The following is a 15,418-nucleotide window of genomic DNA, read 5'->3' as shown; positions in this document are numbered from 1 at the left end:
CTCCGCCGGTCAGCTCGGCCTCCCCGGCGCCCCGGCCTCCCCGGCACGGCCACCCCGTCTCCTCCCCAGCCCGGCCCCTCCGGTCCGCCCGGCCCGGCAGTCCAGCCCCGCAACCCGGCGCGGCGCCCGGCCCTCCCCCAGCGGCCCGAGGCCCGAATTGCCCGTAAAGTGAGGCCACCGGATAGCCGCTTGCCCCTCCCCGGTACAGTGGGAACCGCGTCAATGACGCGTCAAGAAACTCAGGGTGCGCCGGGAAGTCTGGTCGGCAACTGCAACAGCCGTACGCAGCTACCGAGGCCCGGAGGTCACCGCGTGAGCACCCCCACCCACCGCCGCTCCCCCTTCCTGGGGCGGATGCCGCTGCCCGAGCGGAACTTCGTCGCGGACGCGCTGCGCGCCGAAACCGTCGGCGGCGTCCTTCTGCTCGCCGCCGCCGTTGCGGCTCTGATCTGGGCAAACACCCTTGGCGGGAGCTATGAAGCGGTCCGCGGCTTCCACCTGGGACCGGCCGCACTGGGCCTGGACCTGTCCGTTCAGCACTGGGCCGCCAACGGGCTGCTCGCGGTCTTCTTCTTCGTCGCCGGCATCGAGCTCAAGCGCGAACTGGTGGCCGGCGAGCTGCGCGACCCGAAGGCCGCCGCGCTGCCCGTGATCGCCGCACTCTGCGGCATGGCGGCGCCGGCGGTGGTCTATTTCGCCGTCAACAGCATCGGCGGCGGCTCACTGCAGGGCTGGGCGGTCCCCACCGCCACCGATATCGCCTTCGCCCTCGCCGTACTCGCCGTCATCGGCACGTCCCTGCCCGCCGCGCTGCGCGCCTTCCTGCTCACCCTCGCCGTCGTCGACGACCTCTTCGCCATCCTGATCATCGCGGTCTTCTTCACCTCGACGCTCAACTTTCTGGCGCTCGGCCTGGCCGTCGCCGGCCTGGTGATCTTCTATCTGCTGCTGCGCAAGGGCGTCCGGGGCTGGTACGTCTACGTCCCGCTCGCCCTGGTCATCTGGGGCCTGATGGAGAACAGCGGGGTGCACGCCACCATCGCCGGCGTCGCCATGGGCCTGATGCTGCGCTGCACCCGGCGCGACGGCGAGACACGGTCCCCGGGCGAGCACATCGAGCATCTGGTCCGCCCGCTCTCGGCCGGCCTCGCCGTGCCGCTGTTCGCCCTGTTCTCCGCGGGTGTCTCCATATCCGGCGGCGCGGTCCACGACGTCTTCACCCGGCCGGAGACGCTGGGCGTCGTGCTCGGCCTGGTGGTGGGCAAGACGCTCGGCATATTCGGCGGGACCTGGCTGACCGCCCGCTTCACCAAGGCCACGCTCAACCCCGACCTCAAATGGCCGGATGTCTTCGCCCTCGCCTCCCTGGCCGGTATCGGCTTCACCGTCTCGCTGCTCATCGGCGAACTCGCGTTCTCCGGGAACCCGGTACTGACCGACGAGATCAAGGCATCGGTACTGATCGGCTCGCTGCTGGCGGCCCTCTTCGCCGGCATCCTCCTCAAGCTCCGTAACACCAAGTACAAGAAACTGTGCGAGGAAGAGGAGCGGGACGAGGACCAGGACGGCATCCCCGACATCTACGAACTCGACAAGCCGGAATACCACCTGCGGATGGCGGCAATCCACGAAGCCAAGGCCGCGGAGCACCGGCGGCTTGCCGAAGTGGCCTCCGGCAGGCATGCCGGAGACGATGGTCCGGCATGATCTGAGAGGCTTTGCATCCGGGTGAAGAAAAGAGGGAGACGGCGATGAGCGCAGCCGACGACGGCACGGACCGCAGCCTCGGACAGCTGGTGGCCTCGGCCACGGCCGAGATGTCCGCGCTGGTGCACGACGAGATCGCGCTGGCCAAGGCGGAGTTCCGCCAGGACGCCAAGCGGGCGGGCATCGGCAGTGCCGCGTTCATGGTCGCGGGCGCGCTGGCGCTGTTCGCGCTGCCGGTGCTGAGTTTCGCGGCGGCCTACGGCATCCACAACCTCGGACTCGGGCTCGCCTGGTCCTTCCTGATCGTCGGCGGCGCCTTCCTGGTCCTCGCCGGTCTGCTGGCCCTCATCGCGATGGCCAAGATGAAGAAGATCAAGAAGCCGGAGAAGTCCATCAACTCGGCCAAGGAGACCGCGGCCGTGCTCCAGAAGGCCAAGCCGCACCCGCGCCTGGCCCCAGTGGAACACCCGGCGCTGGAGTCTGTGACACGCTCATCGGTATGACAGCCCCTGACAGCACCGCCTCGGTCGTACGGCTCGGCATCCCCGGCGGGAGAGAGGTGTCGCACCGCGACGTCGCGGCCAACGGCGCCCGCTTCCACATCGCGGAGCTGGGCGAGGGCCCGCTGGTGCTGCTGCTGCACGGCTTTCCGCAGTTCTGGTGGACCTGGCGGCACCAGCTCACCGCCCTGGCCGACGCGGGCTTCCGCGCGGTGGCGATGGACCTGCGGGGCGTCGGCGGCAGCGACCGCACCCCCCGCGGCTACGACCCGGCGAACCTCGCGCTGGACGTCACGGGCGTCATACGGTCCCTGGGCGAGCCGGACGCCGCGCTCGTCGGGCACGACCTGGGCGGCTACCTCGCCTGGACGGCGGCGGTGATGCGGCCCAAGCTGGTGCGCCGGCTGGCCGTGTCCTCGATGCCGCACCCGCGGCGCTGGCGCTCGGCGATGCTCGCCGACGTCCGGCAGAGCGCCCGGAGTTCGCACATCTGGAACTTCCAGCGGCCCTGGCTGCCCGAACGCGCGCTGACGGCGGACGGTGCGGCGTTGGTGGGCCAAATGATCCGCGACTGGTCCGGACCCCGGCAGCCGGAGGACGAGGCGATCGCGGCCTACCGGCGGGCGATGAGCATCCCGTCGACGGCGCACTGCTCGATCGAGCCGTACCGCTGGATGGTGCGGTCGATGGCGCGCCCCGACGGGCTCCAGTTCAACCGCCGGATGAAGATGCCCGTACGGGTCCCCACGCTGCATCTGCACGGCTCGCTCGACCCTGTGATGCGCACCCGCAGCGCGGCCGGCTCCGGTCAGTACGTCGAGGCCCCGTACCGCTGGCGGCTGTTCGACGGTCTGGGCCACTTCCCGCACGAGGAGGACCCGGTGGCGTTCTCCACGGAGCTGATCAACTGGCTCAAGGACCCGGAACCGGATCGCTGAACGGCCGGGCGCGCAGTAGTGGGCCGGGACAACGAGAGCCCCGGTCGGGGCCGTTGGCGGGGAAGCGTGCGCACCGGCCCCCTGGTGCGTCCGTACACCGCTGAGCGGACGGTCCGAACCGCCGTGCGGGCCTGCCCCGCCCGGAGCTCGAACGCGCGTATGACGAACAGCCACTTGCCTGGCGCATAGGCCAATTGGCGGTCCCCAGCGCGGTTACGGACCTTGGGCCAGGGGCAGAGTCGAAGGTATGGGCTGGACGCACGACTACCGTGACGTGGCACGCAACCGCCGCAGCAGTGCCGCTGTAGTGGGTACTCAGGACAGGGGAACCCCGGACCTCGGGTCCGGCGCCTCCCCCGATCCGGCGCACCCCATGGGCATCCCTCGCATCCTGCGCCGCAGAGCGCGCTGGATGAGCGCGCGGCTACGCCATCCCCGTACCTGAACCCCCGGCCCTCCGTGGCCGCCCCACGGCCGCCGCCAGGGCGCGCGAAGCACTCTTCCCGCGCCCGACGCGCCCCAAGGCGCCTGGCCGGCCGTCACCGCCGGGCACACCCTGGGGCTTTGCGGGCAGGGCCCAGGAGAGACACCCCCTAGATCGCGCAGCCCTGGCTGTCGACCTGTTGCCGGGCCGAACGTCCTTTGAGGACGTCCTGGCGGACCTCGTCGGAGGTCAGCGCATAGCCGGTGTGCGAGTCGTCCAGCGACTTCGCGAAGACGACGCCGTAGACCTTGCCCTGCGGGGTGAGCAGCGGGCCGCCGGAGTTGCCCTGCCGGACCGTGGCGAAGAGGGAGTAGACATCGCGGCCGACCGTGCCGCGGTGGTAGATGTCCGGGCCGTTGGCCTGAATGCGGCCGCGGATGCGGGCGGAGCGGACGTCGTAGCCGCCGTTCTCCGGGAAGCCGGCGACGATGGCGCTGTTGCCACTGTTCGCGTCCCCGTCGGCGAACTGCAGCGCCGGCGCCTCCAGGGAGGGCACTTCCAGGACGGCGATGTCGCGCCGCCAGTCGTAGATCACGACCTTGGCGTCGTACGTACGGCCTTCGCCGCCCACCTGGACGGTCGGCTCGCGCACCCCGCCGACCACATGGGCGTTGGTCATCACACGGTGCCGGCCGAAGACGAAGCCGCTGCCTTCGAGGACCTTGCCGCAGCCGGGGGCCGTGCCGACGACCTTGACGATGCTGCGCCTGGCCTGCGCCGCCACCGGGCTGGAGGCCAGCCGGGGGTCGGGCGCCGGCACGTTGTGGATCGGCTCGTTGGAGAACGGCGTGAAGACCTGCGGGAAGCCGTTCTGCGCGAGGACCGAGGAGAAGTCCGCGAACCAGGTGCCGGCCTGCTGGGGCATCACCCGGGACACACCGAGCAGCACCTTGGAGTTGCGGACCTCCTTGCCGAGCGTCGGCAGGGACGTACCGGCCAGCGCCGAGCCGATCAGCCAGGCGACCAGCAGCATCGCCAGGACGTTGACCAGCGCGCCGCCGGTCGCGTCCAGGGCTCTCGCCGGTGACCAGGTGATGTGCCGGCGCAGCTTGTTGCCCCAGTGGGTGGTGAGCGCCTGGCCCACGGATGCGCACACGATCACGATGGCAACCGCAGCGATGGCCGCGAAGCTGCCGGGTGTCGCATCTCCGGTGATCTCGTTCCAGATCACGGGCAGCAGGTAGACCGCGATCAGACCGCCTCCGAGGAAGCCGATCACGGACAGGATGCCGACGACAAAGCCTTGCCGATAGCCGATGATCGCGAACCACACGGCAGCGACCAGTAGCAAGATGTCCAGGACGTTCACGCCGGACACCGTCTCATGAGCGCCAGTCCAGTGGGACCGCCTTGTCACGGTCCCACGGAATCTCCCAGCCGGCGTAGTGCAGGATCCGGTCGATCACTCCGGCCGTAAAACCCCAGACCAGGGCATTCTCGACAAGGAAGGCAGCGCCGGTGTGACCACTGGGATGGCGGGTTGTCACCCGATGGGCCGGGTCCGTGAGATCCGCCACGGGAACCGTGAAGACCCGGGCGGTCTCCGCCTGGTCGACCGCACCGACCGGGCTCGGCCGGCGCCACCACCCCAGGACCGGCGTCACCACGAAGCCGCTGACGGGGATGTAGAGCCGCGGCAGCACGCCGAAGACCTGCACACCGGAGGGATCGAGGCCGGTCTCCTCCTGGGCCTCGCGCAGCGCCGCCCGCACGGGGCCGGGGCCGTCGGGGTCGCCGTCCTCCGGGTCGAGGGCGCCACCGGGGAAGGAGGGCTGGCCGGCATGCGAGCGCAGGGTCCCGGCGCGCTCCATCAGGAGCAGTTCGGGGCCGCGGGCGCCGTGACCGAAGAGGATGAGCACCGCGGACTGCCGGCCTCCGCTCTCGGGCGGCAGGAAGCGGCTGAGCTGGCGTGGCTCGATCGTGGCGGCCGCGCGGGCCACCGGGGCCAGCCACTCGGGCAGGCCGTCGGCGGTGACCGTGGCGTCCCGGCCGGACGCCACGTCGGGCCCTACGCCGGGCACCGCCTCGGACGCCGCGCCGGACGATGCCGCGCGGACGTCCGCCTCCTCCTCGTACCGCTGCTCCCGTGCGCTCCTCATACGCGCCCCCTCAGGCCTGGCGTCGATCGTCGGTCACCTCTGGCGGGCGCCTCATGAGGCCGCCACAGGGGGCGCCATCGGAGGCGCGGGCTGCCCCGGATAGCCGGCCGGTGGCTTCAGCCGCTGACCCGGCTGACCGCCGAGCTCGTACTTCAGCAGCTTCTTCGCCTTCTCCGGGTCCGTCTCGCCCTCGCCGTACGCGGGGCACAGCGGGGCGATGGGGCAGGCGCCGCAGGCGGGCTTGCGGGAGTGGCAGACGCGGCGGCCGTGGAAGACCACCCGGTGCGAGAGCATCGTCCACTCGCTCTTGGGGAAGATCTCGGCGACATCCGCCTCGACCTTCTCGGCGTCCTCGGCGGTGGTCCAGCCGAAACGGCGGGCGAGGCGGCCGAAATGGGTGTCGACGGTGATGCCCGGGACGCCGAAGGCGTTGCCCAGCACCACGTTGGCGGTCTTGCGGCCGACCCCGGGGAGGGTGACGAGGTCCTCCAGGCGGCCCGGCACCTCACCGCCGAAGCGGTCGCGCAGCGCGGCCGACAGACCGATCAGCGACTTCGTCTTGGCCCGGAAGAAGCCGGTCGGCCGGATCAGCTCCTCCAGCCGCTCCGGGTCCATGGCGGCCATGTCCTCGGGCGTCGGGCAGACCGCGAAGAGGCGCGGGGTGGTCTGGTTGACCCTCAGGTCGGTGGTCTGCGCGGACAGGACCGTGGCGACCAGCAGCTCGAAGGGGTTGGTGAAATCCAGCTCGGGGTGGGCGTACGGATACAGCTCGGCGAGCTCGCGGTTGATCCGGCGGGCCCGCCGCACCATGGCGACCCGCGACTCGGGCTTGCGCGCGGGGGTCTTCTTGGCGGGGGCCTTCTTGGCTGCGGTCTTCGGGGCGGTCTTCTCGGCGGTGGTCTTCTTGGCCGCCGTCTTCTTTGCGGCGGTCTTGGTGGCCGCCGCCGTTTTGGTGGCCGCCACCGTCTTCTTTGCCGCGGCCGTCCGCTTTGCCGGGGCCGTCTCCTTGGCTGCCGTCTTCTTCGTGGCGGCCTTCCTGGCGACGGCCTTCTGCGCGGTGGCCTTCTTCGTGACGGCCTTCTTCGCCGCGGCCTTCGTGGCCGCCGCCGGCTGGTCTGGGGTTTCGTTCACGGCGGCCTTCTTCCCTGCCGAGGTCCTGCCTACCGGGGTCTTCTTCACGGAGGTCTGCACGGTGGTGTCCTGCGCCGCCGGTCGCGACGCGCCAGGCTTGTGGGTGCCCGGTGCCCTGCCGGACGTCACCCCGGAGGGCGATTTGTTACTTTTATCGGAATTCGATGTGCGGCCGGACGGCTGTTCGCCCACAGCGGAATCACGCCCTGCGCTCACTCTTCCGGCCCCCACTCCTCTGCTCTCACAGGCGTATTGGACACTCGGCCAGACTAAGGCCAGCCACTGACATCCGGCTTGATCGCTGTGATTCCTGACCCCAATCGGCCCCCTGCCTTATGGCTCGGGGCACCGGTCCGGCAAACTTGTGATTGATCGCACTGTTTTGCATTCCGGCATGATGGGGACCACAGTCCCCCGGAGCATGTCGACAAGGAGAGATCTCGTGGACGACGTTCTGCGGCGCGCACCGCTCTTCGCGGCGCTCGATGATGAGCAGGCGGCCGAGCTGCGCGCCTCAATGGGAGAGGTCACGCTCGCCCGCGGCGACGCCCTGTTCCACGAAGGGGACCCCGGCGACCGCCTGTACGTGGTCACCGAGGGCAAGGTGAAGCTGCACCGCACTTCCCCGGACGGCCGGGAGAATATGCTCGCCGTTCTCGGCCCCGGGGAGCTGATCGGGGAGCTTTCGCTCTTCGACCCGGGCCCGCGTACGGCCACGGCCTCCGCCCTCACCGAGGTCAAGCTCCTCGGCCTGGGTCATGGCGACCTTCAGCCCTGGCTGAACGCCCGCCCCGAGGTGGCCACGGCCCTGCTGCGTGCGGTTGCCCGCCGACTGCGCAAGACCAACGACCAGATGTCCGATCTGGTCTTCTCGGACGTACCGGGCCGGGTGGCCCGCGCCCTGCTCGACCTGTCGCGCCGCTTCGGCGTGCAGTCCGAGGAGGGCATCCACGTCGTCCACGACCTCACGCAGGAGGAGCTGGCCCAGTTGGTCGGCGCCTCCCGCGAGACGGTCAACAAGGCCCTCGCGGACTTTGCGGGCCGCGGCTGGCTGCGTCTGGAGGCGCGCGCCGTGATCCTGCTGGACGTCGAGCGGCTGGCCAAGCGCTCGCGCTGACCCCGCAGACATCTTGGAAGGGCCCCGCTCCGGCGGGGCCCTTCGTCGTGGGGTCACGGGCCGCCGCCTCCTCGGCCGCCGCTTCCTTCGGCCGCCGCCTCCTTCGGCCATCGGCCCCGTGGCCCACCGGGCCCACCGCCGTCGTCCCCATGACGCACCACCCACCGGACTCACAGGGCTCACCCCACGCCGTCGTCCCGTGGTGCGCTCCCGGTAATCAGGTCGCAGCGCCTCCGCCCTCCTGGCCATAGTGGGCGCCATGACCAACGGCACGGGGCTGGACCAGGACGGCTACTTCCTGCGGGAAGGCTCCCTGGACCGCGTCTCCGCGCCGTTCGCGCCCGTCGTGGCGGAGCTCGGCGCCCGGATCGGCGCGTACTTCGGCCGCGGCCGCCTGCACAGCAGCTATCTCTTCGGCAGCGTCCCGCGCGGCACCGCCGTCCCCGGGGTCTCCGACCTCGACGCGCTGATCGCCCTGCGAGACGAGCCCACCGACGCCGACCGCGCTGCCGTCCGTGCCGTCGAGCACAGCCTGGATGCCGCGTTTCCGCAGATCAACGGCGTGGGAATCCTGCTGTTCAGCGTGCGCCGACTGCGCAGCGAGCGGGAGCGGTACGACCTCGCGTGGTTCGTGGCCTGCCTGTGCACCCCGGTCAGCGGCCCGGATCTCGCCGCGGAGCTGCCCCGCTACCGTCCCACCTCGCTCCTCGCCCGCGAAACCAACGGCGACCTCTTCCGCAGCCTGCCCGGTCTGCGCGAGAAGGCCGCGGCGGCCACTACGGAGGCCGAGCGCACCCGGCTGACCCGGGGTGTGACGCGCCGGCTGGTGCGCACCGGATTCACCCTGGTCATGCCGCGCTGGGGCGGCTGGACGAGCGATCTCACCGAGTCGGCCGAGGTGTTCGGCCGCTACTACCCGGCGCACGCCGAGCAGATGCACGCCGCGGCACGCGCCGCCCGGGCGCCCGCCGCATACCCGGGGCTGCTGGACGAACTGCTCACCGGCCTCGCCCCCTGGCTGGCCGCGGAATACCTGGCCGTCCACGGGGCGAAGACGCCCCCGCCCCGGGCGGGATGACGGCGCCTCTCGGCCGGGCTCGGGTCCGGGGTCGGGTCCGGGCCGGGACCACCTCGCCGTCGGCCCCGCCCCGGCCCCAGCCAAAGGCCTGCCCCGCCCGGGGTTCCCCGGCCGCCGGCCCTCGTCCCCGCCGTCCGCCGGCCGCCGTCAGCTCTCGATCAGCCCGTGTTCTCCCAGGTAGTCCAGCTGTGCCCGCACGGACAGCTCGGCGGCCGGCCACAGCGAGCGGTCGACATCGGCATAGACGTTCGCGACGACCTCGGCGGGTGAGCGGTGGCCGGCCTCGACCGCGGTCTCCACCTGGGCGAGCCGGTGCGCGCGGTGCGCCAGATAGAACTCCACCGCCCCCTGGGCATCGTTCAGCACCGGCCCGTGCCCCGGGAGGACGGTCGCCACCCCGTCGTCGACCGTCAGGGAACGCAGCCGGCGCAGCGAGTCCAGGTAGTCGCCCAGCCGCCCGTCGGGGTGCGCCACCACAGTGGTGCCGCGCCCCAGGATCGTGTCGCCGGTGAGGACCGCGCGGTCGGCCGGGAGGTGGAAGGAGAGCGAGTCCGCGGTGTGGCCCGGTGTGGGCACCACGCGCAGTTCCAGGCCACCGGTGGTGATGACATCGCCCGCGTCCAGCCCCTCGTCGCCCAGGCGCAGCGCCGGGTCCAGCGCCCGTACGGCCGAACGGGTCAGCTCGGCGAAACGGGCGGCGCCATCGGAGTGGTCCGGGTGACCGTGGGTCAGCAGGGTCAGCGCGATGCGCTTGCCGGCCCGCTCCGCGGTGTCGATGACGGCCCGCAGATGGCTCTCGTCGAGCGGCCCGGGGTCGATGACGACGGCGAGATCGGAGTCCGGCTCGGCGACGATCCAGGTGTTGGTGCCGTCCAGCGTCATCGGCGACGGGTTCGGGGCCAGTACGCACCGGGCCCGCGCGGTCGCCTGTCCGGCGATCACACCGCCACGGGGCTGACCGGGGAGGGCGGATGCTTCGGTCATGCGGGGGTCCCTCCCGAGGGGCTGGGGCTGTCCGAGGGGCCGGGGCTGTCCGAAGGACCGTCGTCGTCCCCCGGGGCACGGGTGCCGGCAGGGGCACCGGAATCAGCACCGGCACCGGCATCGGCATCGGCATCGGCATCGGCCCGGACATCGGTCTGTGCGATGTGCTTGGTGAACTCGTCGTGCCCCGGCCAGCTCAACTCGATCTCACCGCCCACCAGGCGGGCCCGCGCCAGCACCGGCGTCAGGTTCTGGGCCTCCGCCACGGCCAGCACGTCCGCGGAGGCGGCGTACGGCTGGAGCGAGCGCAGGGTCGCGATGGTCGGCGGCATCATCAGCAGCTCACCGCGGTCGTAGCCGGCCGCCGCCTCCTGGGGCCGGATCCACACCGTACGGTCCGCCTCCGTGGAGGCGTTCCAGGTGCGCTGGCCCTCGGGGAGCGCCGCGACGAAGAACCAGGTGTCGTAGCGCCGCGGCTCGAACTCGGGGGTGATCCAGCGGGCCCAGGCACCGAGCAGATCGGAGCGCAGGACCAGGCCGCGGCGGCCCAGGAAGTCGGCGAAGGACAGCTCATGGGCGACGAGGGCGGCGCGGTCGGCCTCCCAGTCCTCGCCGGTGGTGTCCGCGACGACCGTGTCGGCCGAGGCACCCGCGAGCAGCACGCCCGCCTCCTCGAACGTCTCGCGGACCGCCGCGCAGACGATGGCCTGCGCGGTCGCCGGGTCGACGCCCATACGGACCGCCCACTGGGCGCGCGACGGTCCTGCCCAGGCCACCGGTCGCTCGTCACGTGGATCGACGGAGCCGCCCGGATAGGCGTACGCGCCTCCGGCGAAGGCCATGGAGGTACGTCTGCGCAGCATGTGGACGGTGGGGCCGCCGGTGGCGGAGTCCCGCAGCAGCAGGACGGTGGCGGCCCGCCGGGGCTCGGCGGGGGTCAGCTCGCCGTTCGCGAGTGCCCGGATGCGGTCCGGCCACTCCGGTGGGTACCACTGGCCGTTGGTCGTGGACGACATGGCCGGATGCTATGCGCTCGCGCGCGGATGTTCGAGGGCGTCTTTCGCGCCGGAGGGCCCCTGCTGACGAGGGGCCCTCCGGCACACGGCGCACGCCTCGGGCTCAGAGCCCTTACGGGTCCTGCCCGGCGCCCGTACGGGTCTTGGCCGGCGCCCTACGGGATGTCTTCCCGGCGCCGTTACAGGGTGTCTACTCGGCGATCTCGACCTGGATCTCGACCTCGACCGGGGCGTCCAGTGGGAGCACCGCCACACCCACCGCGGACCGGGCGTGCACGCCCTTGTCGCCGAGGATCTCGCCCAGCAGCTCGCTGGCGCCGTTGAGGACACCCGGCTGGCCGGTGAAGTCCGGCGCGGAGGCCACAAAACCGACGACCTTCACGACCCGCTGGATCTTGTCGAGGTCGCCGATGACGGACTTCACGGCGGCCAGCGCGTTGAGTGCGCAGGTCGCGGCGAGTTCCTTGGCCTGCTCGGCGCTGACCTCGGCACCGACCTTGCCGGTGAGCGGCAGCGCGCCGTCCACCATCGGCAGCTGGCCCGAGGTGTACACATAGGCGCCGGAGCGCACCGCGGGCTGGTAGGTGGCCAGCGGCGGCACGACCTGCGGCAGCTTGAACCCGAGCGCCGCGATCTTGTCCTCCGCCGCGCTCACGCCTTCTCCCGCTTCAGGTATGCCACCAGCTGCTCGGGGTTGTTCGGGCCGGGCACGACCTGGACGAGCTCCCAGCCGTCCTCGCCCCAGGTGTCCAGAATCTGCTTCGTTGCGTGCACGAGGAGCGGCACGGTCGCGTATTCCCACTTGGTCATGGGGCGAGCGTAATACCTGTCCACGAACGCGGTGGACGCCGTCCGCCGCGGGCCGCCCGCACCCCTCCCGTGCGGCGTTCCGGCGGCGCGGCCGCCCGGCCCCTACGGAGCATCCCGGACCCTTCCCGGAGAAGCCGCGGGAAGATTCTCCGGGGCTTCCCAGGTGTATCCCGTGCGTAGCCGGGACGCGGACTGGTTAGGCTCCTTTGCGTGAGCAGGCTCCATGTCGTCAGCGGCAAGGGCGGTACCGGCAAGACCACGGTCGCCGCTGCCCTCGCCCTCGCCCTGGCCACCGAGGGACGGCGAACCCTCCTGGTCGAGGTCGAGGGCCGGCAGGGCATTGCCCAGTTGTTCGAAACAGAAGCGCTTCCTTACGAGGAACGCAAGATCGCGGTGGGTCCGGCATCGGACGGTGCGTCGCCGTGGGGCTCCCCCCGGACGGAGCCTGCGGGAGAGCCCTCCCGGGGCGGCGGCGGAAGACGGTCGGGCGGGGAGGTCCACGCCCTTGCCATCGACGCCGAACGCGCCCTTCTGGACTACCTCCAGATGTTCTACAAGCTCGGCAGCGCGGGCCGGGCGCTGAAGAAACTCGGCGCGATCGACTTCGCCACGACCATCGCGCCGGGCCTGCGGGACGTCCTGCTGACCGGCAAGGCGTGCGAAGCGGTGCGCCGCAAGGACAAGAGCGGCAAGTTCGTCTACGACGCGGTCGTGATGGACGCCCCGCCGACCGGCCGGATCACCCGCTTCCTGAACGTCAACGACGAGGTCGCGGGACTCGCGAAGATCGGCCCGATCCACAATCAGGCACAGGCCGTGATGCGGGTCCTGAAGTCGCCCGAGACCGCGGTGCATCTGGTGACGCTCCTGGAGGAGATGCCGGTCCAGGAGACCGCGGACGGCGTCGCCGAGCTGCGTGCCGCCGGCATCCCCGTGGGCGGCGTCGTCATCAACATGACCCGCCCGGCGCTGCTGGACAACGGCGCCCTCGACAGCGCCGCCCGCGGGGCCCGTACGGGCGTCGCCAAGGCGCTCTCCGAGGCCGGTCTGGGCGGCGCCCGCCGCGGCGGCCTGGCGGACCGGCTGATCGACCCCCTGCTGGAGCAGGCGCGCGAACACGCCGAGCGGGTCGAGCTGGAGCGCGCCGAACACGCCGAACTGACCGCAATCGGCCTGCCCACCTACGAGTTGGAGCTGCTCCCCGAGGGAGTGGACCTCGCCGGGCTCTACCGCCTGGCGAGAGACCTGCGGAAACAGGGGCCCATATGACCTCGGACACCACGACGCTGGATGCCTCGGCCCCGCGGCTCGAGGTCGATGCGCTGATCGACGACCCGCACACCCGGATCGTGGTGTGCTGCGGCTCCGGCGGCGTCGGCAAGACCACGACCGCCGCGGCCCTGGGCGTACGCGCCGCCGAGCGCGGCCGCAGGGTCGTCGTGCTGACCATCGACCCGGCCAGACGGCTGGCCCAGTCCATGGGCATCTCCGAGCTCGACAACGTCCCGCGCCAGGTCAAGGACGTCGACGAGAGCGCGGGCGGCGAACTGCACGCGATGATGCTGGACATGAAGCGCACCTTCGACGAGATCGTCGAGGGCCATGCGGATGCCGACCGGGCCCGCGCCATCCTGGAGAACCCCTTCTACCAGTCCCTGTCGGCCGGCTTCGCGGGCACGCAGGAGTACATGGCCATGGAGAAGCTCGGCCAGCTCCGCGCGAACGACGAGTGGGACCTGATCATCGTCGACACCCCGCCGAGCCGCTCCGCACTGGACTTCCTGGACGCGCCCAAGCGTCTCGGCTCCTTCCTGGACGGCAAGTTCATCCGGGTGCTGATGGCGCCGGCGAAGGTCGGCGGCCGGGCCGGCATGAAGTTCCTCAACGTCGGCATGTCGATGATGACCGGCACCCTCAGCAAGCTCATGGGCGGCCAACTGCTGCGCGATGTGCAGACCTTCGTGGCCGCCATGGACACCATGTTCGGCGGCTTCCGCACCCGCGCGGACGCCACCTACCGCCTGCTGCAGGCGCCCGGCACGGCGTTCCTCGTGGTGGCCGCGCCGGAGCGGGACGCGCTGCGCGAGGCGGCGTACTTCGTCGAGCGGCTGGCCGCCGAGCAGATGCCGCTGGCCGGCCTCGTGCTGAACCGGGTGCACGGCAGCGGCGCCGCCCAACTGAGCGCAGAGCGCGCCCTGGCCGCCGCGGAGGCCCTGACCGACCGCATGGCGGAGGACACCCACGCGGACACGACGCCGGAAACGGCTTCGGAAGCGGCCCCGGACGCGATGTCGGGCACGGACGCGGAAACGCCGTCGGACACCGCCACGGCCGGCCCGGCTCCCGGCCGCGCAGAAAATAATCTTGAAACCACCGGCATTGTGGATCTCGACGGCGGGAAGGCTGGATCACGTACCGCCGGCAGCCTCTCCCCCGCTGCCGCGGCGGATCAGGTGGCACCCACGTCGGTCCCGGCGGCGCAACTGGCCGCCCGGCTGCTACGGCTGCACGCGGAACGTATGCAGGTCCTCGCGCGCGAACGTCGCACGCGGGACCGCTTCACCGCGCTGCATCCCGAGGTTCCGGTGACCGAGGTCGCCGCGCTGCCCGGCGATGTTCATGACCTCGCAGGGCTGCGCGCCATCGGCGACCGCCTGACGCTGAACCCCACGGACACCGAAGGCTCCACGGACCACAACAGTTGAGCCGTACGCACGGCCGACTCAACCACTCACCCACAGCGCCACTCACCCACAGCGCCCGACACCCCGCACGAAACGCCTCTCGCCAGCGCGCACAACAGGTAGGCACACGCGCACCGGCACGTCCGCCCGCAGGCGCATGTCACACACAGCCAAGTGTCACACCGCACCACCCGCGCACGCCCTGGGCACCCTGGGCACCTCATACCTGGCAGCCCACCTACCGGACGCCCCACTCACGGAGCACGCAACTCCTTGAGCGGCTAACTACCAGGCGCCGTAACAACACTGATGGCACGTCACTACACAGCACTCAGAACGCGCCACCAGCCAAAACTTCTCGGCCAAATCTCCCGGCCGCAGTCTGCGGGCTACGGGCCCCAGCCCGCAGTTGCCCGCCTACCCGACCGCAGCGAACTCGTCGAAGATCTCGTCCTCGCAGTCCAACGGCAGAATGCCCGTGCTGCGCTCGTACTCCGTGCGCGCTGTCTCCAACAGCCGACGCCATGACGTCACCGTCGGGCGGCGACGCAGCAGCGCCCTCCGCTCGCGCTCGGTCATCCCGCCCCACACGCCGAACTCCACCCGGTTGTCCAGGGCATCGGCCAGGCATTCCGTGCGTACCGGACACCCGGTGCACACTGCCTTGGCGCGGTTCTGCGCCGCCCCTTGTACGAACAGTTCATCCGGATCGGTAGTGCGGCAGGCTGCCTGTGCACTCCAGTCGGTTACCCAGCTCATGCTGGCGCCGTCCTCTCCCGAATCGAGGCTCCCCCACGGCGGCAATCGGCATATTCACCGTTGCCAGTTGAGGACGTTACGGAAGGCAGGCAGGGCGCAACACCCCCTTCG

The 15,418-nt window shown here is 71.4% G+C and carries 16 protein-coding genes; 8 read left to right on the top strand and 8 right to left on the bottom strand.

Annotated elements, in window-relative coordinates; translation table 11 throughout:
* Positions 1 to 354: 354 nt before the first annotated feature.
* The 4 genes from nhaA to ABR737_RS25075 all read left to right on the top strand — a co-directional run bounded on the left by nhaA (position 355) and on the right by ABR737_RS25075 (position 3,590).
* Positions 355 to 1,707: a Na+/H+ antiporter NhaA gene (gene nhaA / locus ABR737_RS25090; protein WP_350256916.1), complete on the top strand. Its 1,353-nt coding sequence runs from the start codon at positions 355 to 357 to the stop codon at positions 1,705 to 1,707.
* A 44-nt stretch (positions 1,708 to 1,751) separates the two neighbouring features.
* Positions 1,752 to 2,210 (top strand): phage holin family protein, encoded by a 459-nt coding sequence (locus tag ABR737_RS25085; RefSeq protein ID WP_350252450.1) that lies wholly within the window; start codon positions 1,752 to 1,754, stop codon positions 2,208 to 2,210.
* Complete coding sequence (locus ABR737_RS25080) at positions 2,207 to 3,145, top strand: alpha/beta fold hydrolase (protein ID WP_350252449.1); 939 nt, start codon at positions 2,207 to 2,209, stop codon at positions 3,143 to 3,145. The genes ABR737_RS25085 and ABR737_RS25080 overlap by 4 nt, the downstream gene beginning before the upstream one ends.
* Before the next feature lie 247 nt (positions 3,146 to 3,392).
* Positions 3,393 to 3,590, top strand: coding sequence for a hypothetical protein (locus tag ABR737_RS25075; RefSeq protein WP_350252447.1), 198 nt, complete (start codon positions 3,393 to 3,395; stop codon positions 3,588 to 3,590).
* A 148-nt stretch (positions 3,591 to 3,738) separates the two neighbouring features.
* Here the strand turns inward: ABR737_RS25075 and ABR737_RS25070 are convergent, their stop codons facing one another.
* From ABR737_RS25070 to nth, 3 genes are read right to left on the bottom strand one after another with little or no spacing between them, the layout of a single operon-like run.
* On the bottom strand, positions 3,739 to 4,938 hold the full coding sequence (locus tag ABR737_RS25070; RefSeq protein ID WP_350252445.1) for a MarP family serine protease: 1,200 nt from the start codon (positions 4,936 to 4,938) through the stop codon (positions 3,739 to 3,741).
* Between the two features lie 13 nt (positions 4,939 to 4,951).
* On the bottom strand, positions 4,952 to 5,728 hold the full coding sequence (locus ABR737_RS25065; RefSeq protein ID WP_350252443.1) for an NUDIX hydrolase: 777 nt from the start codon (positions 5,726 to 5,728) through the stop codon (positions 4,952 to 4,954).
* A 51-nt stretch (positions 5,729 to 5,779) separates the two neighbouring features.
* Entirely contained in the window at positions 5,780 to 6,859 is a 1,080-nt protein-coding gene (nth, locus tag ABR737_RS25060) for an endonuclease III (protein WP_350252441.1), read from the bottom strand.
* Between the two features lie 442 nt (positions 6,860 to 7,301).
* On the opposite strand from nth, the gene ABR737_RS25055 reads away from it, so the two are divergent.
* On the top strand, positions 7,302 to 7,976 hold the full coding sequence (locus tag ABR737_RS25055; protein ID WP_006604164.1) for a Crp/Fnr family transcriptional regulator: 675 nt from the start codon (positions 7,302 to 7,304) through the stop codon (positions 7,974 to 7,976).
* A gap of 259 nt (positions 7,977 to 8,235) precedes the next feature.
* Complete coding sequence (locus tag ABR737_RS25050; protein ID WP_350252439.1) at positions 8,236 to 9,054, top strand: nucleotidyltransferase domain-containing protein; 819 nt, start codon at positions 8,236 to 8,238, stop codon at positions 9,052 to 9,054.
* A gap of 147 nt (positions 9,055 to 9,201) precedes the next feature.
* Here the strand turns inward: ABR737_RS25050 and ABR737_RS25045 are convergent, their stop codons facing one another.
* From ABR737_RS25045 to sp36, 4 genes are all read right to left on the bottom strand, one after another.
* Positions 9,202 to 10,038, bottom strand: a complete 837-nt coding sequence (locus ABR737_RS25045; protein ID WP_350252438.1) for an MBL fold metallo-hydrolase — start codon at positions 10,036 to 10,038, stop codon at positions 9,202 to 9,204.
* Entirely contained in the window at positions 10,035 to 11,054 is a 1,020-nt protein-coding gene (locus ABR737_RS25040; RefSeq protein ID WP_350252437.1) for an NUDIX hydrolase, read from the bottom strand. Before ABR737_RS25040 ends, ABR737_RS25045 begins: the two co-directional genes overlap by 4 nt.
* 190 nt (positions 11,055 to 11,244) lie before the next feature.
* Positions 11,245 to 11,709 carry a RidA family protein gene (locus tag ABR737_RS25035; protein ID WP_350252436.1) on the bottom strand — a complete coding sequence of 155 codons (465 nt, stop codon included), beginning with the start codon at positions 11,707 to 11,709 and terminating at the stop codon, positions 11,245 to 11,247.
* On the bottom strand, positions 11,706 to 11,864 hold the full coding sequence (gene sp36, locus ABR737_RS25030) for a Sp36 family protein (RefSeq protein WP_003967454.1): 159 nt from the start codon (positions 11,862 to 11,864) through the stop codon (positions 11,706 to 11,708). The genes ABR737_RS25035 and sp36 overlap by 4 nt, the downstream gene beginning before the upstream one ends.
* A 210-nt stretch (positions 11,865 to 12,074) precedes the next feature.
* On the opposite strand from sp36, the gene bagA reads away from it, so the two are divergent.
* Together bagA and bagB are read left to right on the top strand one after the other, a co-directional pair.
* Positions 12,075 to 13,133 carry an ATPase BagA gene (gene bagA / locus ABR737_RS25025; protein WP_350252434.1) on the top strand — a complete coding sequence of 353 codons (1,059 nt, stop codon included), beginning with the start codon at positions 12,075 to 12,077 and terminating at the stop codon, positions 13,131 to 13,133.
* Complete coding sequence (bagB, locus tag ABR737_RS25020; RefSeq protein ID WP_350252432.1) at positions 13,130 to 14,569, top strand: ATPase BagB; 1,440 nt, start codon at positions 13,130 to 13,132, stop codon at positions 14,567 to 14,569. Before bagA ends, bagB begins: the two co-directional genes overlap by 4 nt.
* Before the next feature lie 396 nt (positions 14,570 to 14,965).
* Here bagB and ABR737_RS25015 read toward each other — a convergent pair whose 3' ends face one another.
* A complete protein-coding gene (locus tag ABR737_RS25015) occupies positions 14,966 to 15,307 on the bottom strand; it encodes a WhiB family transcriptional regulator (protein WP_088799104.1) in 342 nt (113 codons plus the stop codon).
* Positions 15,308 to 15,418 lie beyond the last annotated feature (111 nt).

Origin of the sequence: Streptomyces sp. Edi2, from assembly GCF_040253635.1 — a bacterium.
Classification (GTDB): Bacteria; Actinomycetota; Actinomycetes; order Streptomycetales; family Streptomycetaceae; genus Streptomyces.
The sequence above is the reverse complement of the archived record's forward strand: the minus strand, read 5'-3'. Positions and strand labels throughout refer to the sequence as shown.

Excerpts from the sequence above, each read along its gene's own strand:
- ABR737_RS25045 (WP_350252438.1), bottom strand. The coding sequence starts at position 10,038 with ATGACCGAAGCATCCGCCCTCCCCGGTCAGCCCCGTGGCGGTGTGATC.
- ABR737_RS25075 (WP_350252447.1), top strand. The coding sequence starts at position 3,393 with ATGGGCTGGACGCACGACTACCGTGACGTGGCACGCAACCGCCGCAGC.
- ABR737_RS25015 (WP_088799104.1), bottom strand. The coding sequence starts at position 15,307 with ATGAGCTGGGTAACCGACTGGAGTGCACAGGCAGCCTGCCGCACTACC.
- ABR737_RS25040 (WP_350252437.1), bottom strand. The coding sequence starts at position 11,054 with ATGTCGTCCACGACCAACGGCCAGTGGTACCCACCGGAGTGGCCGGAC.
- bagB (WP_350252432.1), top strand. The coding sequence starts at position 13,130 with ATGACCTCGGACACCACGACGCTGGATGCCTCGGCCCCGCGGCTCGAG.
- nhaA (WP_350256916.1), top strand. The coding sequence starts at position 355 with ATGCCGCTGCCCGAGCGGAACTTCGTCGCGGACGCGCTGCGCGCCGAA.
- ABR737_RS25065 (WP_350252443.1), bottom strand. The coding sequence starts at position 5,728 with ATGAGGAGCGCACGGGAGCAGCGGTACGAGGAGGAGGCGGACGTCCGC.
- ABR737_RS25085 (WP_350252450.1), top strand. The coding sequence starts at position 1,752 with ATGAGCGCAGCCGACGACGGCACGGACCGCAGCCTCGGACAGCTGGTG.
- ABR737_RS25080 (WP_350252449.1), top strand. The coding sequence starts at position 2,207 with ATGACAGCCCCTGACAGCACCGCCTCGGTCGTACGGCTCGGCATCCCC.
- ABR737_RS25050 (WP_350252439.1), top strand. The coding sequence starts at position 8,236 with ATGACCAACGGCACGGGGCTGGACCAGGACGGCTACTTCCTGCGGGAA.
- sp36 (WP_003967454.1), bottom strand. The coding sequence starts at position 11,864 with ATGACCAAGTGGGAATACGCGACCGTGCCGCTCCTCGTGCACGCAACG.